Genomic DNA, 20,187 nt, shown 5'->3' on the forward strand with positions numbered 1-20,187 from the left:
ATGGACGAGAGCGCCAAAGAGGCGGCCCATCGCGCCGCCTCCGATGCTGAACAGATCGCCTGGGTCGACGAGCAGGACAACCTGCTCGGCGCCCTGGTGCGGGCCGATCTGCGTGAGCGTGGGCTGATCGGTCGCGGCACTTACATCATGCTGTTCAACAGTGCCGGTGAGCTCTGCGTGCATCGGCGCACCTTGAGCAAGGCGATCTATCCCGGTTACTGGGACGTGGCGGCCGGCGGCATGGTCCAGGCCGATGAGACCTACGCCGAATCGGCGGCCCGCGAGCTGGAAGAGGAGTTGGGGGTGAGTGGGGTGGAACTGACTGCCCACGATCATTTCTTCTTCGAGGACACCGGCAATCGCCTGTGGTGCTCGGCGTTTTCCGCGGTGTGGGACGGCCCGCTGAAACTGCAGCCGGAAGAAGTGCTGGAAGCACGCTTCATTCCGGTCGAACAGGTGCTGCTGGAAATCGAGCAAAAGCCTTACTGCCCGGACTCTCTGGCCGCGTTGAAGCGCTATCTGAAGGCGCAGCAAAGCGACGTCGCAAAGAACACATAAATTGGCGCCGATTGGCTCTTAGCAATTGCGCTTTTTGCCGTTACACTGCGCGACCTTTTCAAGCTGCACCGAATGGTTTGATGTGGGCCTGAACGATGACAGGCCTGTAGGAGCTGCCGAAGGCTGCGATCTTTTGATTTTCGAAGACCAGGATCAAAAGATCGCAGCCTCGTTGCACTCGACAGCTCCTGCAGGTCGAAGTCGAGCGGTTCAATTGTTTCGGTGCAGTAGCGCTGCCCCTGCCTGAGTGGGGCTTCGCGGTCGATGACCTTGCCCAAGGTCGCGATCAGTCTTTGTCCTCCCAAGAGGATTGCCGGTGGCCAAAAAAGCCGCATCCTTCGCCGCCCTGGGCGGCCTGGTATTTTCCACCGACGCAGGTCGTCATTGCCCGGAATGCAGCAAACCGGTGGACGCCTGTATCTGCAAACAAACCGTGATCCCGGCCGGGGACGGCATTGCCCGCGTGCGTCGCGAGAGCAAGGGCCGTGGCGGCAAAACGGTGACCACCATCACCGGCGTGCCGCTGGCTGAAGACGCCCTGAAGGAACTGGCGACAACGTTGAAGAAACGTTGCGGCACCGGTGGGGCGTTGAAGGACGGGGTCATCGAAATCCAGGGCGATCATGTCGAGCTACTCTTGGCAGAGCTGATCAAACACGGTTTCAAAGCGAAGAAGTCCGGCGGCTAGCAGCCTCTGTGAAATCCATCTGCGGCTTGATCCGGCACTGAAGCAGTTCAGATCCGGCGTCGTCTCCATGGTTTTCACAGAGCCTGTTCATGACCGGTTTCTAAACTACACGCGGTCAGCGCGGTCTACCGCCGCGCTGACGAACCGTCATTTTCATTCTTTAGACTGCGCCGGCCTGCGATCAGGCGACGCACTATGACTTCTTTATAGGGGACTTCGATGTCCGTACGACGCACACGCAAAGACGATGGCAGCCAATGGACAGTTGCGGACAGCCGCAGTGTTTACGGGATTCGCCATTGGGGGGCCGGGTATTTCGCGATCAATGACGCCGGTCGCGTCGAAGTTCGTCCGAACGGCCCGAGCAGTTCGCCTATCGACCTGTTCGAACAAGTCGACCAACTGCGCAAGAGCGGCTTGTCCCTGCCGTTGCTGGTACGTTTCCCCGACATCCTGCAAGACCGCGTCCGTCAGCTGACCGGTGCTTTCGACTCGAACATCGAGCGCCTGGAATACCAGAGCAAGTACACCGCGCTGTACCCGATCAAGGTCAACCAGCAGGAAGCGGTGATCGAGAACATCATCGCCACCCAGAACGTTTCCATCGGTCTGGAAGCCGGCTCCAAGCCTGAGCTGCTGGCGGTGCTGGCACTGGCGCCGAAGGGCGGCACCATCGTCTGCAACGGTTACAAGGACCGCGAGTTCATCCGTCTGGCGCTGATGGGCCAGAAGCTCGGCCACAACGTGTTCATCGTCATCGAGAAAGAATCCGAAGTCGGCCTGGTGATCGAAGAAGCGGCCTCGCTCAAGGTCAAGCCACAGGTCGGCCTGCGCGTGCGCCTGTCGTCGCTGGCGTCGTCGAAGTGGGCGGACACCGGTGGCGAGAAATCCAAGTTCGGTCTGTCGGCGGCGCAACTGCTGTCGGTGGTCGAGCGTTTCCGCGCCGCGGGCCTGGATCAGGGCATTCGCCTGCTGCACTTCCACATGGGTTCGCAGATTGCCAACCTGGCTGACTACCAGCACGGTTTCAAGGAAGCCATCCGTTACTACGGCGAGCTGCGCAACCTTGGCCTGCCGGTCGATCACATCGACGTCGGCGGCGGTCTGGGTGTCGACTATGACGGTACCCACTCGCGCAATGCCAGTTCGATCAACTACGACATGGACGATTACGCCGGTGTCGTGGTCGGCATGCTCAAGGAATTCTGCGACGCGCAGAGCCTGCCGCATCCGCACATCTTCTCCGAAAGCGGCCGTTCGCTGACCGCACACCACGCGATGCTGGTGGTGCAAGTGACTGACGTCGAGAAGCACAACGACGACGTGCCACAGATCGAAAACAAGGAAGCCCTGCCGGAAACCGTGCAGTGGCTGGTTGACCTGCTCGGCCCGACCGATATCGAAATGGTCACCGAGACCTACTGGCGCGCTACGCACTACATGAGCGACGTGGCTTCGCAGTACGCCGACGGCAAACTGACCCTGGCGGAAAAGGCCCTGGCCGAGCAGTGCTACTTCGCGGTGTGCCGTCGCCTGCATAACTCGTTGAAAGCCCGTCAGCGTTCGCACCGTCAGGTGCTCGACGAACTCAACGACAAGCTGGCCGACAAGTACATCTGCAACTTCTCGGTGTTCCAGAGCCTGCCGGACACCTGGGCGATTGATCAGGTGCTGCCGATCATCCCGCTGCATCGTCTGGACGAAGAGCCGCTGCGTCGTGCCGTGCTGCAAGACCTGACGTGCGACTCCGACGGCAAGATCAACCAGTACGTCGACGAGCAGAGCATCGAGACCAGCCTGCCCGTGCATGGTCTGAACGAAGGTGAAGACTATCTGCTGGGGGTGTTCCTGGTCGGCGCCTATCAGGAAATTCTCGGCGACATGCACAACCTGTTCGGTGACACCGACTCGGTGAACATCTATCAGAACGCCGATGGCAGCGTGTACCACGCCGGTATCGAAACCCACGACACCATCGAAGACATGCTGCGCTACGTGCACTTGTCGCCGGAAGAACTGATGACCCACTACCGTGACAAGTGCGCCAGTGCCCGCATCAGTGCCAGCGAACGCACGCAGTTCCTCGATGCCTTGCGTCTGGGGCTGACCCGCTCCTCCTACCTGTCTTCCTGAGACAGATGCTGTTGCACCGGGTTGTCTGAAATTTCCTCGAAAGCGGTGGAAAATTCAGATGACCCGGTGGGACATCTCCCAAATTTCCCGCGAAATAACTGCCTGCCACAGCCGGTGAAGTGATCCCGTCTGCTTTTCGCGTAGGTCATTTCCTAAGTTGTACTTCAGCTCTCTACTCGGCCATGTCTCTCGGCGAGAATCCCCGGCCGCCCCTCCTGTAGAGATCCGCCCATGTTCGAATCAGTCAACGAGCCGTCGTTTCGTCTCGATGTAACGGGGCTGCCCGACCCCTTCGAGGTGCTGGCCTTTACCGGCAGTGAGGGCATCAGCGAACCTTTTGCGTTTGACATTGACCTGTTGATCGATGACTCGCAACTGGACCTTGCCGGTCTGCTGTACCGCTCGGCGTTCCTGCATTTCGGCCCCAGGCACAATGGCCTGAGCGGGCAATTGCAGAGCGTCGTGCAGCATGAGCACGAGGCGGGGGTGCGGTTGTGCCGAGTGACGCTGGGACCGAAGTTGAGTTGTCTGGCGCTGCGTTTCAGTCAGCGCATTTTCAGCAGCCAGTGTGTGCCGCAGATCCTCGCACAGGTCCTCAAGGAGCACGGTATCGCTGGCGCGCAACGGCGTTTTGATTTGCACGGCGAATACCCGGTACGCACGTTTTGCACCCAATACCGCGAGTCGGACCTGCAGTTCGTGCAGCGGCTGTGTGCGCAGGCGCGAATTCACTACTACTTCGAGCATCGGCCTGACGGGCACTGCCTGGTCTTCGTTGATGATCCCGCAAGGTTTCCGCTGGCTGGCGGGGCATCTGTGGACAATGACGCGAACTCGCCGAGCGTCCGGCGCTGGCAGATGCAAGTGGATGCCAGCGATATCCAGGAGCGTTTGGCTCGGCCCGGCAAAGCCCACGGCCACAGTGATCTGCCAACCTTGCGCAGCGCGCGGTGGCTGGCACTGAGCGCACATCCGTTTGCCGAGTGCAACCGCCGCTGGCTGCTGAACCGGATCGAGCATCGTGCTGATCCGGCCAGCGAACCGCCATACAGCAACCGGATTCTTGCCTCGGCCCAGGCGCCTCTTGCCCCGCCGACGAGCCCTGCTACACCACCGCGCATGCACAGTCTGCAACGGGCCTGGGTGGTGACCGTCGCTGAGCCCCAACCTGACGAATGGCGGTCGGTAGCGGTGCAGTTTGACTGGCTCTATCAGGGGGAAGGCGCTGCTGCCAGCCACTGCTGGCTGCCCCTTTCTGCGGCGTTGAGCGAGACGGCGCCGGCAGCGTTGGACGAGGGCGTCGAGGTGGTGGTGAGTTTTCTTGAGGGCGATCCGGATCAGCCGGTGATCAGTGGTGTGTTGCAGGAACCGGCCCTGATCGAAGACTGCCAAGAGCCTCCGGTGCTGCCGGACGTTCTGCCGAGTGCCGGTCTGGCGCGGTGGTTGATGTCCGCCGAACCGCTGTTGCTGTTGTGTCTGGTGCCCGGCGGTGGCAGTTATAACCACTGCACGGCGACAATCTGCAGTTGCCGGCTGGTCGCGTCGCTGGGACAGGGCGGCGCCACTTGAGCGGCGCGCCATTCACCCCGCAGACACAGTGGCTGCTGCTCGATGGCGCCGATGCGCAGCAGGCGCTGACGACGTTGCGTCAGGGGTTCGCCGCCGTCCATTGCACGCGGCTGTTCGAGGGCACCGAATTTCAGGCGGTAAGCGAGCTCGGGCCGCTGCTGGTCGACCTGCACGAGTGCCCGGCACTGGCGGCGCTGTGTCACCGTGATCCGCAGACCTGGCGTGGTCTGCTGATCGCGAGCGATGCCTCGTGGCAGATTCTTCTGAGTCATTTGCGACGGATGCTGACCGTCTCGTTCGGGCTCAACCATCGCGCCTTGCTCGGTTACTACAACCGGCAGACAGCCAGTTACTTCTTCGATGCCTGTGATGCCGCCGACCTGAGCCGCTGGCTCGGGCCGATCCAACTGCTGCGCTGGTTCGGTGGTACCTGGGCTGACCTCGCCATTGGCAGTGAAGGCTGGCAGCAACTGCGCAATCCGCAATGGGTGGTCGAGCCGCTGAGCGTCGACGAAAGCCTGACCCGGCGCCAGCGCGAACGCTTGCAAAACTGTCTGCTGGAACAACACATCTGGCGCTGGTGCCAATCCATGGGAACCGACTATGCGCGGATGGCCTCCCATGTGCAGGAGGGCCTGAGCCTGGGTTTCAGCGACCGCGCGGTGCTGGATGGCTGGTTATGGCTACGCTTGCAGCATCCCCGGGCGCAACTGCCGGACGTGCCGGACGGGCTGAGCCAGCAGGCACGGCTCGACCATGTGCGGCGGCACTGGCAGAACGATCAATCTTGAGGTGTGGCACCCATGACAAACCCGCTGTGGCAACGGTTTGGTTCAATCCTCGGCGGGTGCCTGCTGCTGGTGCTGTCGGGGTGTTCGCCGGTCAAGGTGCTCAATGCGCTGACACCCGATGACACGTTCCAGCGAACGGCGGGCATTGCCTACGGCGAAGATCCACGGCAGAAGCTCGACGTCTACGTGCCACGCCAGCCACTGGAGGGCGCACCGGTGGTGGTGTTTTTTTACGGTGGCAGCTGGAACAGCGGTGATCGTGGCGATTACGCCTTTGTTGGCGAGGCGCTGGCGTCGCGGGGGATCGTCGCGGTGCTGGCGGATTATCGGCTGTACCCGCAAGTGCGCTATCCGTTGTTTCTTGAAGACTCGGCGCGGGCGGTGGCCTGGACCCGGGCGCATATCCGCGGGTTCTCCGGCAACCCGCAACGCCTGTTCCTGATGGGCCACAGTTCCGGGGCCTACAATGCGGCGATGCTGGCGCTCGCCCCTGCGCTGCTCGGTGCGGTGGGCATGTCGTCGAAAGACCTCAGCGGCTGGATCGGCCTGGCCGGGCCGTACGATTTTCTGCCGATCAAGAATGCCGATGTGCGCCCGGTATTCTTCTGGCCTGACTCACCGCCGCAATCGCAGCCGATCAACCATGTCCGGCAGGGCGAGCCTCCGGCGCTGCTGATCGCTGCGACCAAAGATAATCTGGTCAATCCGACGCGCAACACCGCAGGCCTGGCGCGCAAACTGCGCGAGGCCGGTGTGCCGGTGCAGGATCTGTACTACTCGCGCCCCAGTCATGTAACGCTGGTGGCGAGCCTGTCGCGGCCGCTTCGGCACCTGGCGCCGGTGCTTGAGCAGGTCGTCGCGTTCGTCAAACACACGCCGGCTCAGTGAGCGGCGCCGCTGAACCAGCCGTCGTCGCGGCGCAGCCACAGGGCCAATACGCCGAGCGTCAGGCTGCGCAAGATCATGAACAGCAGGAACGTTATCCACAGCCCGTGATTGCCCAACCCTTGCAGCGCCCAGGCAAACGGCAGCAGCAGAGCGACGGTCAGCAGCATGCCATTGCGCATCTCCCGGGCGCGGGTGGCGCCGATGAACAGGCCGTCGAGCAAATAACTCCAGACCGCAATCAGCGGCAACACCGCCAGATACGGCAGATAAATGAACGCGGTGTCGCGCACGCTCTGGATGTCGGTCTGCATTTCGATGAACAAATGCCCGGCCAGCAGAAACAACGCGGCAAATCCGAGGCTGGCCAACAACGACCAGCCGCCGGCCACCACCAATGAGCGGCGCAGGGCGAGGCGATCGCGGGCGCCGATCGCGTGCCCGCACAAGGCTTCGACCGCATGCGCCAGACCGTCCAGCGCATGGGCGGTCAGCAGCAGGCCGTTGAGCAGCAGGGCATTGGCCGCCACCGTGGCATCGCCCAAACGCGCGCCTTGCACGGTGATCAGGAAGAACACCGATTGCAGCGCCAGGCTGCGGATGAAAATGTCGCGGTTGACCGCCAGCAACGGGCGCCAGTTCTGCCACAACTTCAAGGCCGCCCAGGCGATGTGCCCGGGATAGGCGCGCAAGGCGCCACGGGTCAGCCACAGGCCAAGCAGGGCACCGCTCCACTCGGCGATCACCGAGGCCCGGGCCGAGCCGACCACGCCCCATTCCAGGCCAATCACGAACCACAGGTTCAGAGCGATGTTGATCAGGTTGGTGCTCAGCAGAATCGCCAGCGGCGCCCGGGCGTTCTGAGTGCCGAGGAACCAGCCGACCAGGGCGTAACTGGCCAGCGCTGCGGGCAGCCCGAATAACCGGGTGTGGAAGAACTCGCGGGTCAGTTGATCAAGTTCCGCCGACGGCTGCATGACGTGCAGGGCCACGCCGCTCAACGGCACGCCGAGCGTGCCGAGCACGATTGCCAGTCCCAGCGCCAGCAGTAAACCCTGCAACAGAATCTGCCGCAACGCCGCGCCATCGCTGCGCCCGGCGGCCTGGGCGGCAAACCCGGTGGTGCCCATGCGCAGAAAGCCCATGGTCCAGGCGAGGAAGGTGTAGAGGCTGGCGCCGACCGCCACTGCGCCCAACTGATGGGCGTGGGGCAGGTGGCCGATGACGGTGCTGTCGACCAGCGCCACCAGCGGTACGGAAATATTCGAAAGAATCATCGGCGCGGCGAGCGCCCAGACCTTGCGGTGAGTCGGGCGGTCGCGCCAGTCGGCAATCAGGTTGGACATGCGGGCTCCTTGGGGGAGCGGGGATTGTAGCGATTCATGCGGCCTGCGATGCAAACCAATGTGGGAGCGAGCCTGCTCGCGAAAACGGTGTGTCATTCAGAACAGTTTTGACTGATCTGACGCCTTCGCGAGCAGGCTCGCTCCCACAAGGGCTAATGGATGATCCAGCTCAACAACCACAACCCCAACAGCAGCCAGATGATCCCGGCAATGATCGACGCATTCATGAACGCGCGAATCGCCGACCACAGCAGCATCAGGCCGACAATCAGCGCGAGGATGCTGATGATCGAGGTGTCCATGCCCAGCGTCTTCGCCAGGCCATCGACAAAATTGCCGCCAGCGTTGCTCAGTATGTTGAACAGGCCGCTGAGGCCATCGACGATGAAGCGGATGATTGAACCGAGTGCCTGGCCGAGCCATTCGAAAAAGCTTTCTACCTGCATGTGTGCATCCTGATGAAAGAGCTGAGCCTTGGGCCACAACGCGGGTGGCCGAGTTCCCTGACAGGAGTATGGCCCAATGCCGCGCCGAACGGAAAATCTGTAGGAGCTGCCGCAGGCTGCGATCTTTGGCTGTTGATTTTCAGGGGCAAGATCAAAAGATCGCAGCCTGCGGCAGCTCCTACGTGGGCCTTGCCTTCAACGCGTATCCCCCCGAAGCTATACGCCTTCAGGAGAGCCCGATGAACCTTGTTGAACTGACCGAACGCCTGCACGCCATCCGCGACCGTAATGACTGGCGGCAATTTCACAGTCCGAAAAACCTCGCCATGGCCGCCAGCGTGGAAATGTCCGAGCTGGTGGAGATTTTCCAGTGGCTGACCGAAGACCAGTCGCGCCAGTTGCCGGCGGACAAACTGGCGCATGCCGGGCAGGAAGTCGGTGACATCGTCCTGTATCTGTTGCTGCTGTGCAGCGAGTTGGGGCTGGACATGAATGAAGTGGTGCGCAGCAAGCTGGCTGACAGCGAACGGCGGTTCAGCTGATGAGCGACCGGCATTTCGATCAGTTGGCGACCCGTTTCGCCGAAAAAATCTACGGTGGCGCCAAAGGCGCGATTCGCCTGGCGGTGTTGCAGGCCGACCTGGCCGAAGCGTTGCCGGACCGGCCGTTGCGCGTGCTGGACATTGGTGGCGGCCTGGGCCACATGTCGCTGTGGCTGGCCGAGCGTGGCCATCAAGTGACCTTCACCGAACCGGCCGAACCGATGCTCGAAGGGGCTCGTCAACGCTTCGCCGAAGCCGGGCAGAGCGCGACGTTCATCCAGGCGCCGTGGCAGGAGCTGCTCGGTCAGCTCACCGAACCCTACGATCTGGTGATCTGCCACGCCGTACTCGAATGGCTGGCCGAACCCCATGCGATCCTGCCAGTGCTGCATCAGCTGACCAGCCCCGGCGGCTGGCTGTCGCTGGCGTTCTACAACCGGGATGCGCTGATTTATCGCAACCTGCTCAAAGGCCATTTCAAGAAAATGCGCAAAAACACCATGGCCGGTGAAAAGCAAAGCCTGACCCCGCAGCAGCCGCTTGATCCGCGGGAGCTGGCAACGCAACTCGAAGGGTTGTGGCAGGTCGAAACCCAGAGCGGGATCCGGGTTTTTCACGACTACATGCCCGTGGAATTCCAGGCCCGCGCCGAACTCGTGGATTTGCTGGAGATGGAGCTCGCTCACCGTCGCCACCCAAGCTTCGCCGGGCTTGGGCGTTACTTGCACTGGATCTGCCGGCCGATCTGATCGGAGCATCGCATGAAAGCTCAATCCGGTTTATTGCTGATCTGCCTGGGGCTGGCCGCCTGCCAGGGCAGCAACCCGTACGTCGCGCAGTCACGGCCGTTGCCGCCGGCACCGCCGCAAGCGGCCAACACCTTTGATCGCAGTGCTTATCCGGCACCGCCACGCGATTACGGGCGCTATCGCAGTTGGGCCTGGCTCAACGGCCAGTTGCCGCCGGGCACGGCGTGGGCCGACTCGGCGCAAGTGGCCGAAGCGGTGAGCAATGCGCTGGATCAGCGCGGATTGCGGCCGTTGCACGACAACCGACCGGCCGACCTGTTGGTCGGCGCCAACCTGCGTCTGGAAACCCGCTTGCGTCAGGTGCAGGACGACTACGGCTACTACGGCGGATACGGTGGCTATGATCGCTACGGACACGGTTACGGCATGTATAACACTGTGCCGATTGTTCGCACCTATCAGGAGCAGGTCGTGGTGGTGCAGGTCAATCTGTTCGACGCCGGCACCGGGCAACCGGTGTGGAGCGCCAGCGCCGAAACCGCCAACCAGGGCAGCCAACTGGTGCGCACCGATGCCATTCGCGAGGCTCTGGAAAAAGCCCTGTCGGCCTATCCGCCGAGCTAGACTTCAGGTGAGAACGCTTCGCAGGTTCAGGCCTTCAACCGGAGAACAACCATGTTCCGTCGTCTCGCTTTACTGGCCATGGCCGCGCTGCTCAGTGCCTGCGCTGCCAACCAGGTCAATCACGACTTTGACGCCAGCCGCGACTTCGCCGCCTATCGCAGTTGGAGCTGGAAAGAACCCGCGCTGCAATATCGCCCGGATGATCCACGGATCAAAAGCGACCTGACCGAGCAACGCATCCGCCAGGCCGTCAGTGATCAGCTCGACCAGCGCGGTTTGCGTCCCGCCGCAGCGGGGGCCAAGGGTGACCTGAGTGTGCAGACCTACCTGATCGTCGAAGATCGCCAGCAGCAAGTGACCACCAACTACGGCGGCGGTTGGGGCGGCCCGTGGAACGGTTACTGGGGCGCGCCGATGTACAACGAAACCCGCAACATCACCTACAAGGTGGCAACGATCCAGATCGACCTGCTCGACGGCAAGGACGGCAAACTGGTGTGGCGCGGCAGCGACGAGCAAATGCTCAGCAGCACGCCGAATCCGCAGGATCGCAGCAACGCGGTGCGCGAAACCGTCAGCCGGATATTGGCCAACTATCCACCGCACTAGTGCGCCGTAAAAAAACGGGAGCCCAAGAGGCTCCCGTTTTTTTGCCCCGTCACAAATCCCCTGTGGGAGCGAGCTTGCTCGCGAAGACGGCGTGTCAGCCACCTCCATGTTGAATGACACAGCGCATTCGCGAGCAGGCGAGGTCTGCAGGGTTTTGTGCAGCACCAAATGGCGCGTTGCCACTAGCGCCGTCTACACTCAAACCCACCATCGGAGGTAGCGCTCGGCAACGCGCCGGCAAAGGAGTGCGCCATGTCGCCTCGTACGCAGTTCAACGGCCCGGCCCGGCAACGCGGGGCGATCGGGTTGATGGCGGCTGCGACCCTCAGTCTGGCGCTGGTGTTGATGCTGTTGGTGGTCGACACCGGTCGGCTGTACATGGAGCAGCGCAAGTTGCAGCGGGTGGTCGACAGTGCGGCGCTGGAGGCGGTCAGTCGCGGCGGCAACTGCCAGTCAGGCCTCAGCGCCGCGACTTACGCCGGGCAAAGCGCCGTGCGCAATGGCTACACCGTCGATGGCAACAACACGCTGGTGACGACTTGCGGCAGCGTGCAGACCGCCGCCACCGGACTGCGCGCGTTCACTGCCGATGCGACGCAGTCGACGGCGGTGAAAGTCGCTGCCAGTCGCACGGTGACCACCAGTTTTGCCGGTGGGGTACAAGCGCTGTTCACGGGCTCGGCGGTCAGTCTGAACACCACGCTGAATGCTTCGGCTGTCGCCGCCCAGCCGACGCCGACGGTCGCGCAACTGAACATCCGCAGCAACCTTGCGAGCATCAACACCGCACAATCGAACATCCTCAATCCGCTGTTCTCCGGGCTGCTCGGCGGCAACGTCAACCTCACGGCACTGGGCTGGGATGGCCTGCTCAATACCGACATCAACCTGCTCAGCTACCTCAACCAACTGGCAATCAACCTCAACGTCGCTGCCGGTAACTACACGCAACTGCTCAACACCCAGGCCACGGTCACCCAACTGATTCAGGCGGCCGCGACGGTGGTGCAGCTCAACGGCGCGACCGCCACGGTGATCACTGCGCTGGGGCAATTGCAGGTTGCGGCGATCAATGCGGCGCCGGTCAAGCTCGGCGACATCCTGCAGTTGCAGACCGGCACGACAGCGGCCGGGCTGGATGCCAACCTGCAACTGCTGCAATTGATTCAGGGCGTGGTGCAACTGGCCAACAGCAAGAGCGCGGTGGCTGCGACCTTGCCGATCAGCGTGCTGGGGCTGGCCAATGTCACGGTGCGGGTCAAGGTGATCGAGCCGCCGCAGTTCTCGGCCATTGGCGATCCGGCGCGGGCCAAGGCCAATCCGTTGGGGCCGGACCGGATTTACGTGCGCACGGCGCAGATTCGCACGCTGCTCTCGGTGAATCTGCCGGTGCTGACCGGGGTGACCGGGTTGACCAATGCCGTATTGGGGCTGGTCGGAACATTGACCCCGACTCTCAATGCGCTGTTGAGTCTGAATCTGGTGGCGACCCTCAACTCGGTCGGTTGTCTGCTGGGTGCCGGTTGCGAACAGCTTGATCCGCTGCTGTTGCCATCGCCGCAAATCGACATCGCCCTGGATGCCGGTGGGGCGGTCAGCTACGTCACCGATTACAGCTGCCCGGCAGGCCCGGGCACTGCGGGCACGAAAAGTCTGACCGCCCATACCCTCACCTCGATCGCGGATCTCAAGGTCGGCAAGATCGACCCGACCAATGCCTTTTCCTCACTCGCCGAACCGACGGTCACACCGTTGCCACTGGTCGATCTTGGCACCGTAACCTGCCACAAGATCCTCGGCATTGGCAGTTGCGACGAGAGCACCCACGTGCAGTACGGGGCGGGCGGTATTGCGATCATGGTCAACACCAGTGTCGCGCAAAACGCTCAGGATCTGCTGTATTCCAGCAGCACGCCGTTCGCCACGCCGGCCAACCTCAAACTGCCGCCAAGCGTGATCTCTGCGGCGCCGTCGAGCAATATCGTCAACAGCCTGGCGAACACGTTGGCGGGGATCAATCTGATCGTTTACAAACCGCAGGGCAGCAATCCACTGGGCGCCATCGTCACTGGCGTGGCCAGCCTGATCAGTGATGTCACGGCGATTTTGCAGCCACTGATTACCAACCTCGTCAGTCCGTTGCTCGACCCCTTGCTCAACAACCTGCTGAAAAGCCTGGGCATCAACCTGATGGACGTCGACGTCGGCGCCAACATGACCTGCGGTCAGACCGGCAAGGCTTATCTGGTGATCTAGACGTCCGGCGCTATCGGCAACTCGATGCAGAAACGTGCGCCCTCCAGCGAGTTGCGCACGCTCAAATGGCCGCCCATGTTTTCAATGATGCCGTAGCTCACCGACAGCCCCAGACCGGTGCCGACGCCCACCGGTTTGGTGGTGAAGAACGGTTCGAAAATCCGCTCCAGCAAACGTGGGTCGATGCCGCCACCGTTGTCCTCAACCCACAGCCGCACCTTGCTTTCATCGCGCTCGGCGTAAATCGAAATCCAGGGTTTGAATGACGCCTCCTTCTCGCGTTTGCCGAGCAGCGCATCGCGGGCATTGACCATCAGGTTGATCAGCACCTGTTCCAGCTGATCGACATAACCGCGCACCTGCACGCTAAAACCGGTTTCGCTGATCCGCAGGTCGACACCTTTGCCGCGCATGCCTTCGGCGAGCAACGACAGCGTCCCTTCGATGGCCGACGCCGGATTGAACAGTTGCTGCTCGACCTCCGAGCGGCGACCGAACACGCGCATGTGATCGACCACTTTCGCCGCGCGCTGCACCTGGGCGTCGATGCGATTGAGTTTGTCGGTCAGGTAGTCGATCTGCACATCGCCGTTGCCCAGACGCTTGAGCACGTTGACGATGGCCATGCGCATCACGTTCAGCGGCTGGTTGATTTCGTGGGCCAGGCCGGTGGCCATTTCGCCGAGGGTGGCCATTTTCGCGCTTTGTGTGAGTTGCTGTTGCGAGCGGCGTACCTCGGTGTTGTCGCGGCCCACGGCCTGCACTTCGAGCAGGCGCCCGTGTTCATCGAACACCCCGCGATCGGACCATACCCACCAGGCATGTTCGCGTCCGGGCAGTTGCAGGCTGATTTCGGCGGTGCTCACCGGCAGCTCCGGAGTCAGCAGCGCCAGGCGTTGCACGAAGGCCGCGCGTTGTTCGTCGGACATCCAGCTGCCCAGATCGACCCCCGGCAATTGCTCCGGCGAGCATTCCAGATAAGTCGCCAGCGGCCGGTTGCCGAAGGTCAGGGTCAGATCCGGACGATAACGGCAAATCATCGCCGGCGAGTCTTCCACCAGAATCCGGTAGCGCTCTTCGCTCTGTTTGACCTGTTCGGCGGCGAGGGTCGCTTCGGTCACGTCCAGCCACAGGCCGACGGCTTCGACCGGCAGGCCCAGGTCATTGCGCAGCAGCTTGGCTTCATCGAGCAGCCAGTGGTATTCGCCGCGCGCGTCGCGTAAACGAAAGCGCGCGCGCACCGAGCCTTCGCGCAGCAGTTGGCGGGTACGGGCCAAATACAGATCGCGGTCTTCAGGATGAATCAATTGCACCCAGTCAGTGCCAATGCCCTCGTCCGGCGTCCAGCCCAGCAGCGGCTGCAAGCTGGCGCTGAAGAAATCGGGACGTAGCGCGCCCTCGACGTAGCGCTGCACATAAATCACCGCTGGCGAACTGGCGATCAGGTTGTCCAGTCGCGCGTGCGCAGCTTCGGCTCGCTGCTGCTGGTTCCGGTTGTCGCTGATGTCGAGCATGAACCCCACCAGGCGCCGCTGTTCACCACTGCCGGCGACCTGACCTTGCACGCGATACCACAGCGGTGTTTGTCCTGATTCGCTGCGGTGCAGACGAACGCTCAGGCTCAGGGCCTCGCCGTGCAGTTGCAGGGCGTGCACACGGCTGCGCAGTTCTTCGCGGTCGGCCGGATGAATCAGCCCCAGCCAGTCTTGCAGCGAGATTCGCGCGCTGTCCGCCGGCAGCGCAGCGAGCAGCGACGGCGCCAGCAACACGTAGTCCCCGAGCATTTCCCACCAGCCGGTACCCAGCAGGGTTTGCAGCGACTCGAGGCGCTCGGTGTAGTGATGATGTTGCTGATCCCGCAGACGGCTGAGCAGCGGGCCGGCGAGCGCGCCGGTCAGTGACATCCAGTCGCGGTCGCTCAGGTGTGGCGCGACAACGTCCACGGTATAGAAACCACAGAGCAGCCATGCCGCCACCCCGCGATCATCGCTGTAGGGCACGGCGAAACCATCGGCGTTGCCGAAGATCGCTGCAACGCGCGAGTGTTCGAACAAACCGTGATGCGCGCCGAGACGCTGCGGTGCGCTGCCGTTGAGGCTGTCGAGCGGCGTGCCCAGACGCTGGCTGTCCTGCCACAGCATGGGGGCATCGTGGGCGCGATAGTGTTGAAAAATCTGCCAGCCCTGTGCCTGTTCGTCGAGCAGGGCGATGGCCAGGCACGGGATTCGCCAGCGCTGGGCGATGGCCTGCAACTGCTCGCTGAGCACCACCGGCAGGCGCATCAGGCTGCAGGTGCGCAGGTGGTCGCTGATCTGCCCGGCAAGGGCCTGACAGGATTCGCGGTGGCGCGATTGCTGGCGCTCCAGCAGCAGGTCGCCGATGTCCATCAGTTGCAATACCCAGCCCGCCGCCGAAGGCTGCACCCAGCCGCGCAAATGCAGGGTCTGGTCACTGAGTCCGGGGAAATCCAGGTCGAGCATTTGCCCTTGCCAGTCCTGCGGCCGGCCTTCGATCGGTAGCGTACTGTGGGCGAGTAAATAGGCCGCCAACGGCAGCGGCGAATCGTGGGGCGGCTGTTGCGCCAACAGATGACGTAACGGCCCGGCCATCTGCAGTACGCCGCCGTCGTGATCCAGGTGCAGGTGCAAACCCTGCGGCGGTGAGCCGAGGTGGTCGGGCAGTTCACTGGCGGGCGCGGGCGCACGTTTGAGCAGGCGTCCGAACAGATGGTCGCCGGAGGTCAAAATTTCAGGCTCGACGCGGCGGAGAGGGTGGCGGGCAGGCTCGGCACGGCACCCACGCCCGGTAGCACCAGAAACGGAATGACCTGATTGAGCTTGCTGGTGGGGTAATCGACTCTGACCGTCAGCGTACCTTGAGTGGCGTCATACACCGCTGAGGTGTCGACGCCGACCACCAGGTTCAGCGCGGGTGGCACCCACTGCAACTGCTGGGTCAACGCGGTGTTGGCAGTGCTCACCACCACGGAGGCATAACCGGGCGTGTTGGGGTCGACTGCGACGCTGCGGCGCACCGCTTCGGATGTCGCCTCATTGAAGGTCTGCATCAATACAAACGGCAGGCTGTAACTGACCAGCGCGTAGAACACGGCAAAAAAAATCACGAATACCAGGGCGAATTCGATCGCCACTGCGCCTGCCTGTGATTTTGCGAAGCCGGTTTTCATGACTGCGTCTACCCTGACGTTCACTGCGTAGTATCAGCATAGAATCAATCAGCAAAATCGGACGGGATTTAACCGGATGCAGAGTTTCGTTCTCCTGATCTGGCTGGCCGTGTGCGCCGTCCAGGATGCCCGACACCGGCGTATCGCCAATGCACTGACATTCGGCGCGGGAGCACTGGCGCTGATCTATCTGCTGGTGAATGGCACGACCTGGCTCGGTGCCGAAGCGCAGCAGGGACTGTGGGCGGGCGTGATCGCTCTGGTGTTGACCCTGCCGGGGTACTTCATGGGGCGCATGGGGGCCGGCGATGTGAAACTAATGACAGCCATGGGCCTTGCGACGAACGGTTTATTCATTCTTTGTGCGTTTATCGGCGCCGGCGTCGCCAGTCTGCTCTGGCTGCTTGTTGCGCCAAGAGTCTGGCTTCATATGAGTCAACGACTTAGAGAACATCTTCGATATATGGAGCCTGGAGTGTCAAAGAAGCTGCCATTTGCACCGTTCGTGCTGCTGGGCGTACTGGCTTCGATTCATTGGATCCATTAGTCGCCAGGTGCCACTAGTTCTATGTACATAGTCGGAAAGTGCGTCTACTTTCAAATGAAGTCGTTACATTGCCAAAGTGCAGAAAAAGTCAGCTTTGGCCCGAGCAATGGAGTGGTTCGTGAACAAGCTTACGTCGGCGGTAAAAGTGCTCGTGGTCGATGATCAGCCGTTGATCGTCGAAGAGTTGTGCGAGTTTCTCGAAAGCAGCGGGTACCGCTGTGTGCCGTGTGAATCCAGTGCGCAGGCGATCGAGCGTTTCAGCGAAGACGCGGAAATCGGCCTGGTGCTGAGCGATCTGCACATGCCGGACATGGACGGCATTCAGCTGGTGCAGGAACTGCAACGAATCTGCGGCAAACACCGGGTGTTCGAAGCGATCATGCTCACCGGCCGCGCCGATAAACAGGACGTGATCAAGGCCCTGCGCGCGGGGATCGCCGATTACTATCAGAAGCCGATCGAGCTGGATGAACTGCTCGAAGGCGTGAAGCGTCAGGAAGCGGCCCTGCAAGAGCGGCACAAGAATGTGCAGTTGGGCCACCTTAACCAGAAGCTGCAGTTTCTCTCGGAATCCATCGACGATCTCTACCAGGACCTGGACAAGGTCCGGCGCAACCCGGCGGCGGTGGTCAAAGACATGCTCGGTGGCGACAGCGCCGAAGCCGAGCAGGAGATTCCGGCGATCTTCAATCAGTTGTCGCCACGGCAACTGGATGTGGCGCGGCTGGTGGGCAAAGGGCAGACCAACTATCAGATTGCCTGCGAGTTGGGCATCACTGAAAACACTGTGAAACTGTACGTTTCCCAGGTATTGCGCCTGACCCACATGCACAACCGCACACAGTTGGCATTGGCGCTGTCGCCCAGTGCTTCGGCCGCCCGTCAGCGTGTAACCGCACACTGATCGCGATTGCCTGCCTTCCACGGGCAGGCAGTCAATTCTTCCAAAAACACTTCAAGAGAATTACCCGACCTGCGTCTTCGGTTTAGGGAACAGATTGTCCAACGTTTCCAGCAGCCGCACGTGGTAGATCGGCTTGCGAAACAGGTCCAGAACCTGCAGGCGCAGCATGTCGCTGACGTCCTCCATATCGGCATGTCCGGAGGTCACGATCACCGGCAGATGCTGGCGCGACGTGTGCTCGCGCAGGCGCTTGATCAGCGACATGCCGGACTCCTCCGGCATACGCAGATCGGTGATGACCAAGGCAATATCCGGATGGCGGGTGAGGTGATGCAGGGCGAGTTTCACCGACGTGGCGGTGTGGCAGACAAAGCCCTCGCCCTCCAGTAGCTCGGCCAGCTCAAGCAACGCGTCCTCTTCGTCGTCAACCAGAAGCAACTGTTGGCGGGGGAGTGAGGAAGCAGTCATGGGCAGTCCCTGAAAAGCTGAAAGTGCAATCGAGTGTAGCGCGACATTCGCTGGACGCGACTCACATCAGGGGGTTTGCACCGGAGCGGTCTGCGCGGTGCCGCCGAGGGATACCAGGACGCTATTGAAAATCGCAAAGATTTTCGCGCCCAGTGGTGTGATGAACACCACCACAACGACCGCTACCATCGCCACCACGATTGCATACTCGATGGCGGATGCAGCCTCTGTACTTGCCAGAAACGACCTCAGGCGCAATATCAGATATTCGAGGATCATTGACATTCTCCTTCGTAACGGCGGGTGATCGGACTTGTGAAATCCGAAGATTTGCCAGTGTCTGAGCGCTGCTGCTGGTCAGCATGGGCCCGGACACTGGACGACGGGAGGGATGTTGATCAAGGCGTCGTTCTGACCTGTGCCGTGCCACCGAGCTTGGTCAGCACCACGTTGAAAATGGCCAGCACCTTGTCACCGATGGGCGTCACAAACACCACGACCACCACCGCCACCATTGCCACCACGATCGCGTATTCGATGGCCGACGCACCTTCTTCACTTCTGCACAGCAGCCTGGCCCTGGCCAGTAGATAGTCGATGATCATCCGAAACATACGTCCACTCCTTCGCGCCTCTGGCGCCGATCCAACGCTACAGCGGCATGCTTTCACCGTGCTATCAGAGCATTGTCAACAAACCCCCGGTCAACAACTGTAAGAACGGATTAATCACAAAGGATTAACCGGATTGTTAATTGAGCCAATCCCTACAGTTAATTGGCCATGACTCATACTTTAGTGAGTTATTTTCCTGTCACTAATGGCGTTTTGGCTCGTATCAGCTAGCTTGGAAATAGCGAAATCGTTGCATGTTCATAGCTGCCTGATCGCGAAAAATTCTCTCGGCAGGAAGTACAGGCTGTCGGTGCAGCAGGAAAGGGAGAGCCGTCATGAACAGTCGCGTCACCATGGGCCTTGCAGCCGTGCTGCTGTTGGGCGCAATCATCGTCGGTTACTGGGGCCTGGTACTCAGTCGGCAACCGGCTCCGGTTGCCCAGGTGCCTGCCGCTGCGCCCGTCGTGGTGGAAAAAACCGTCGCCGCCGCCGAAGATCAGACCCGTCAGCCCGTGGTCGTGTTGTTGCACGATGTTCCGCCGTTCACTCCGCTGACCGCTGCCGATGTGACCGTGGAAAAATTGCGCAATGCGCCGGCCGGCAGCCTTGCCAGTGTTGATCAGGCAGTGGGCCGTACCCCGTGGCGGCATTTGAGCGCCGGCACCTGGCTCAACGATGAAAGCTTCGAGGCGGGTGGCTCACTGGCGCGGATGATCCACAGCGACGAGCGCGCTCTGACGGTGGCCGTGGATGAAGTGATCGGCGCTGCCGGGCAACTGCTTCCCGGCGATTATGTCGATGTGCTGCTTTACCTGCGCCAGGATGCGAGCAATCTGCAGCAGTCAGCGCAAATCGTCGTACCGGCCATGCGCGTGCTTGGCGTGGGTGAACAATACGGCCTGACCAACGACGGCCAGCCCGCCAATCCGGCCCTCAGCGCCGACGACAAACTCAAACAGGATCAACGCCGGATCGCTGCGCGCACCGTGGTCCTGGCCGTACCCGAACAATTGCTCAGCCGGATGATGCTCGCCACCCAGGTCGGCACTTTGCGTCTGGCCGTGCGCAGCAGCGAAGAGCAGCGGCTGGCGAAATACTGGGCCGGTGAACAGCAGGCGCCGGCGCACCTGGATAACGCCAACAGCCAACTCTTCCAGTTCACGCAACTGGCCTTGGGCGCCGCGCCGAAAGCGCCGTCCTCAGGTGGTCATGAACGCAAGCCGATGGAAGTGATCCGCGGTAATCAGGTTTCCCAACAAGCCCCATGACTG

At 61.8% G+C, this 20,187-nt stretch carries 21 protein-coding genes; 14 read left to right on the forward strand and 7 right to left on the reverse strand.

What is annotated here, in order from left to right; genetic code table 11:
• The 6 genes from GTQ41_RS03250 (at position 1) to GTQ41_RS03275 (ending at position 6,627) form a co-directional block, all read left to right on the forward strand.
• Positions 1–558, forward strand: coding sequence for an NUDIX hydrolase (locus GTQ41_RS03250; protein WP_047291057.1), 558 nt, complete (start codon positions 1–3; stop codon positions 556–558).
• A 316-nt stretch (positions 559–874) separates the two neighbouring features.
• On the forward strand, positions 875–1,246 hold the full coding sequence (locus tag GTQ41_RS03255) for a translation initiation factor Sui1 (RefSeq protein ID WP_041068080.1): 372 nt from the start codon (positions 875–877) through the stop codon (positions 1,244–1,246).
• A gap of 219 nt (positions 1,247–1,465) precedes the next feature.
• Positions 1,466–3,379 (forward strand): arginine decarboxylase, encoded by a 1,914-nt coding sequence (speA, locus tag GTQ41_RS03260; protein WP_007963030.1) that lies wholly within the window; start codon positions 1,466–1,468, stop codon positions 3,377–3,379.
• Between the two features lie 231 nt (positions 3,380–3,610).
• The gene (locus GTQ41_RS03265) at positions 3,611–4,948 is read left to right on the forward strand and encodes a contractile injection system protein, VgrG/Pvc8 family (RefSeq protein ID WP_047291058.1); all 1,338 of its coding nucleotides are present in this window, start codon (positions 3,611–3,613) and stop codon (positions 4,946–4,948) included.
• Positions 4,945–5,739: a DUF4123 domain-containing protein gene (locus GTQ41_RS03270; protein WP_047291059.1), complete on the forward strand. Its 795-nt coding sequence runs from the start codon at positions 4,945–4,947 to the stop codon at positions 5,737–5,739. The genes GTQ41_RS03265 and GTQ41_RS03270 overlap by 4 nt, the downstream gene beginning before the upstream one ends.
• A 12-nt stretch (positions 5,740–5,751) precedes the next feature.
• A complete protein-coding gene (locus GTQ41_RS03275) occupies positions 5,752–6,627 on the forward strand; it encodes an alpha/beta hydrolase (RefSeq protein WP_047291060.1) in 876 nt (291 codons plus the stop codon).
• On the opposite strand, the gene GTQ41_RS03280 is transcribed toward GTQ41_RS03275, so the two are convergent.
• A complete protein-coding gene (locus tag GTQ41_RS03280) occupies positions 6,621–7,970 on the reverse strand; it encodes an MATE family efflux transporter (protein ID WP_047291061.1) in 1,350 nt (449 codons plus the stop codon). The genes GTQ41_RS03275 and GTQ41_RS03280 overlap by 7 nt on opposite strands.
• A 152-nt stretch (positions 7,971–8,122) precedes the next feature.
• Entirely contained in the window at positions 8,123–8,416 is a 294-nt protein-coding gene (locus tag GTQ41_RS03285) for a hypothetical protein (RefSeq protein ID WP_007963021.1), read from the reverse strand.
• 239 nt (positions 8,417–8,655) lie between these two features.
• Here GTQ41_RS03285 and GTQ41_RS03290 point away from each other — a divergent pair, with 239 nt between their 5' ends.
• The 5 genes from GTQ41_RS03290 to GTQ41_RS03310 all read left to right on the forward strand — a co-directional run bounded on the left by GTQ41_RS03290 (position 8,656) and on the right by GTQ41_RS03310 (position 13,196).
• Positions 8,656–8,958 carry a MazG-like family protein gene (locus GTQ41_RS03290; RefSeq protein WP_007951009.1) on the forward strand — a complete coding sequence of 101 codons (303 nt, stop codon included), beginning with the start codon at positions 8,656–8,658 and terminating at the stop codon, positions 8,956–8,958.
• Positions 8,958–9,707 carry a methyltransferase gene (locus tag GTQ41_RS03295; RefSeq protein ID WP_041068058.1) on the forward strand — a complete coding sequence of 250 codons (750 nt, stop codon included), beginning with the start codon at positions 8,958–8,960 and terminating at the stop codon, positions 9,705–9,707. Before GTQ41_RS03290 ends, GTQ41_RS03295 begins: the two co-directional genes overlap by 1 nt.
• A 12-nt stretch (positions 9,708–9,719) precedes the next feature.
• Positions 9,720–10,331 carry a DUF4136 domain-containing protein gene (locus tag GTQ41_RS03300; protein ID WP_217325418.1) on the forward strand — a complete coding sequence of 204 codons (612 nt, stop codon included), beginning with the start codon at positions 9,720–9,722 and terminating at the stop codon, positions 10,329–10,331.
• 51 nt (positions 10,332–10,382) lie between these two features.
• A complete protein-coding gene (locus tag GTQ41_RS03305; RefSeq protein WP_047291063.1) occupies positions 10,383–10,940 on the forward strand; it encodes a DUF4136 domain-containing protein in 558 nt (185 codons plus the stop codon).
• A 252-nt stretch (positions 10,941–11,192) separates the two neighbouring features.
• Positions 11,193–13,196, forward strand: coding sequence for a pilus assembly protein TadG-related protein (locus GTQ41_RS03310; protein WP_047291064.1), 2,004 nt, complete (start codon positions 11,193–11,195; stop codon positions 13,194–13,196).
• Here the strand turns inward: GTQ41_RS03310 and GTQ41_RS03315 are convergent.
• Together GTQ41_RS03315 and GTQ41_RS03320 are read right to left on the reverse strand one after the other, a co-directional pair.
• Positions 13,193–15,940, reverse strand: a complete 2,748-nt coding sequence (locus tag GTQ41_RS03315; protein ID WP_047291065.1) for a PAS domain-containing protein — start codon at positions 15,938–15,940, stop codon at positions 13,193–13,195. The genes GTQ41_RS03310 and GTQ41_RS03315 overlap by 4 nt on opposite strands.
• Positions 15,937–16,383 (reverse strand): TadE/TadG family type IV pilus assembly protein, encoded by a 447-nt coding sequence (locus GTQ41_RS03320; protein WP_047291066.1) that lies wholly within the window; start codon positions 16,381–16,383, stop codon positions 15,937–15,939. The genes GTQ41_RS03315 and GTQ41_RS03320 overlap by 4 nt, the downstream gene beginning before the upstream one ends.
• A gap of 76 nt (positions 16,384–16,459) precedes the next feature.
• Here GTQ41_RS03320 and GTQ41_RS03325 point away from each other — a divergent pair, with 76 nt between their 5' ends.
• Both GTQ41_RS03325 and GTQ41_RS03330 read left to right on the forward strand, forming a co-directional pair.
• Positions 16,460–16,930: a prepilin peptidase gene (locus GTQ41_RS03325; protein WP_047291067.1), complete on the forward strand. Its 471-nt coding sequence runs from the start codon at positions 16,460–16,462 to the stop codon at positions 16,928–16,930.
• A gap of 118 nt (positions 16,931–17,048) precedes the next feature.
• A complete protein-coding gene (locus GTQ41_RS03330) occupies positions 17,049–17,834 on the forward strand; it encodes a response regulator transcription factor (RefSeq protein WP_041068038.1) in 786 nt (261 codons plus the stop codon).
• Positions 17,835–17,894: 60 nt separating this feature from the next.
• Here the strand turns inward: GTQ41_RS03330 and GTQ41_RS03335 are convergent, their stop codons facing one another.
• From GTQ41_RS03335 to GTQ41_RS03345, 3 genes are all read right to left on the reverse strand, one after another.
• On the reverse strand, positions 17,895–18,302 hold the full coding sequence (locus GTQ41_RS03335) for a response regulator (protein ID WP_047291068.1): 408 nt from the start codon (positions 18,300–18,302) through the stop codon (positions 17,895–17,897).
• A gap of 66 nt (positions 18,303–18,368) precedes the next feature.
• Positions 18,369–18,581 (reverse strand): Flp family type IVb pilin, encoded by a 213-nt coding sequence (locus GTQ41_RS03340; protein WP_041068032.1) that lies wholly within the window; start codon positions 18,579–18,581, stop codon positions 18,369–18,371.
• 119 nt (positions 18,582–18,700) lie between these two features.
• The gene (locus GTQ41_RS03345) at positions 18,701–18,907 is read right to left on the reverse strand and encodes a Flp family type IVb pilin (RefSeq protein ID WP_047291103.1); all 207 of its coding nucleotides are present in this window, start codon (positions 18,905–18,907) and stop codon (positions 18,701–18,703) included.
• A gap of 344 nt (positions 18,908–19,251) precedes the next feature.
• On the opposite strand from GTQ41_RS03345, the gene cpaB reads away from it, so the two are divergent.
• On the forward strand, positions 19,252–20,184 hold the full coding sequence (cpaB, locus tag GTQ41_RS03350; RefSeq protein WP_047291069.1) for a Flp pilus assembly protein CpaB: 933 nt from the start codon (positions 19,252–19,254) through the stop codon (positions 20,182–20,184).
• The last annotated feature ends 3 nt before the right edge of the window (positions 20,185–20,187 follow it).

Origin of the sequence: Pseudomonas sp. AN-B15 (assembly GCF_019056475.1) — a bacterium.
Taxonomy (GTDB): domain Bacteria; phylum Pseudomonadota; class Gammaproteobacteria; order Pseudomonadales; family Pseudomonadaceae; genus Aquipseudomonas; species Aquipseudomonas parakoreensis.

Bases quoted from the DNA above. Each gene is read 5' to 3' on its own strand.
- speA (WP_007963030.1), top strand. From the start codon at position 1,466: ATGTCCGTACGACGCACACGCAAAGACGATGGCAGCCAATGGACAGTT.
- GTQ41_RS03320 (WP_047291066.1), bottom strand. From the start codon at position 16,383: ATGAAAACCGGCTTCGCAAAATCACAGGCAGGCGCAGTGGCGATCGAA.
- GTQ41_RS03280 (WP_047291061.1), bottom strand. From the start codon at position 7,970: ATGTCCAACCTGATTGCCGACTGGCGCGACCGCCCGACTCACCGCAAG.
- GTQ41_RS03345 (WP_047291103.1), bottom strand. From the start codon at position 18,907: ATGATCATCGACTATCTACTGGCCAGGGCCAGGCTGCTGTGCAGAAGT.
- GTQ41_RS03335 (WP_047291068.1), bottom strand. From the start codon at position 18,302: ATGACTGCTTCCTCACTCCCCCGCCAACAGTTGCTTCTGGTTGACGAC.
- GTQ41_RS03325 (WP_047291067.1), top strand. From the start codon at position 16,460: ATGCAGAGTTTCGTTCTCCTGATCTGGCTGGCCGTGTGCGCCGTCCAG.
- GTQ41_RS03340 (WP_041068032.1), bottom strand. From the start codon at position 18,581: ATGATCCTCGAATATCTGATATTGCGCCTGAGGTCGTTTCTGGCAAGT.
- GTQ41_RS03275 (WP_047291060.1), top strand. From the start codon at position 5,752: ATGACAAACCCGCTGTGGCAACGGTTTGGTTCAATCCTCGGCGGGTGC.
- GTQ41_RS03295 (WP_041068058.1), top strand. From the start codon at position 8,958: ATGAGCGACCGGCATTTCGATCAGTTGGCGACCCGTTTCGCCGAAAAA.
- GTQ41_RS03305 (WP_047291063.1), top strand. From the start codon at position 10,383: ATGTTCCGTCGTCTCGCTTTACTGGCCATGGCCGCGCTGCTCAGTGCC.
- GTQ41_RS03250 (WP_047291057.1), top strand. From the start codon at position 1: ATGGACGAGAGCGCCAAAGAGGCGGCCCATCGCGCCGCCTCCGATGCT.
- cpaB (WP_047291069.1), top strand. From the start codon at position 19,252: ATGAACAGTCGCGTCACCATGGGCCTTGCAGCCGTGCTGCTGTTGGGC.
- GTQ41_RS03285 (WP_007963021.1), bottom strand. From the start codon at position 8,416: ATGCAGGTAGAAAGCTTTTTCGAATGGCTCGGCCAGGCACTCGGTTCA.
- GTQ41_RS03265 (WP_047291058.1), top strand. From the start codon at position 3,611: ATGTTCGAATCAGTCAACGAGCCGTCGTTTCGTCTCGATGTAACGGGG.
- GTQ41_RS03290 (WP_007951009.1), top strand. From the start codon at position 8,656: ATGAACCTTGTTGAACTGACCGAACGCCTGCACGCCATCCGCGACCGT.
- GTQ41_RS03310 (WP_047291064.1), top strand. From the start codon at position 11,193: ATGTCGCCTCGTACGCAGTTCAACGGCCCGGCCCGGCAACGCGGGGCG.
- GTQ41_RS03300 (WP_217325418.1), top strand. From the start codon at position 9,720: ATGAAAGCTCAATCCGGTTTATTGCTGATCTGCCTGGGGCTGGCCGCC.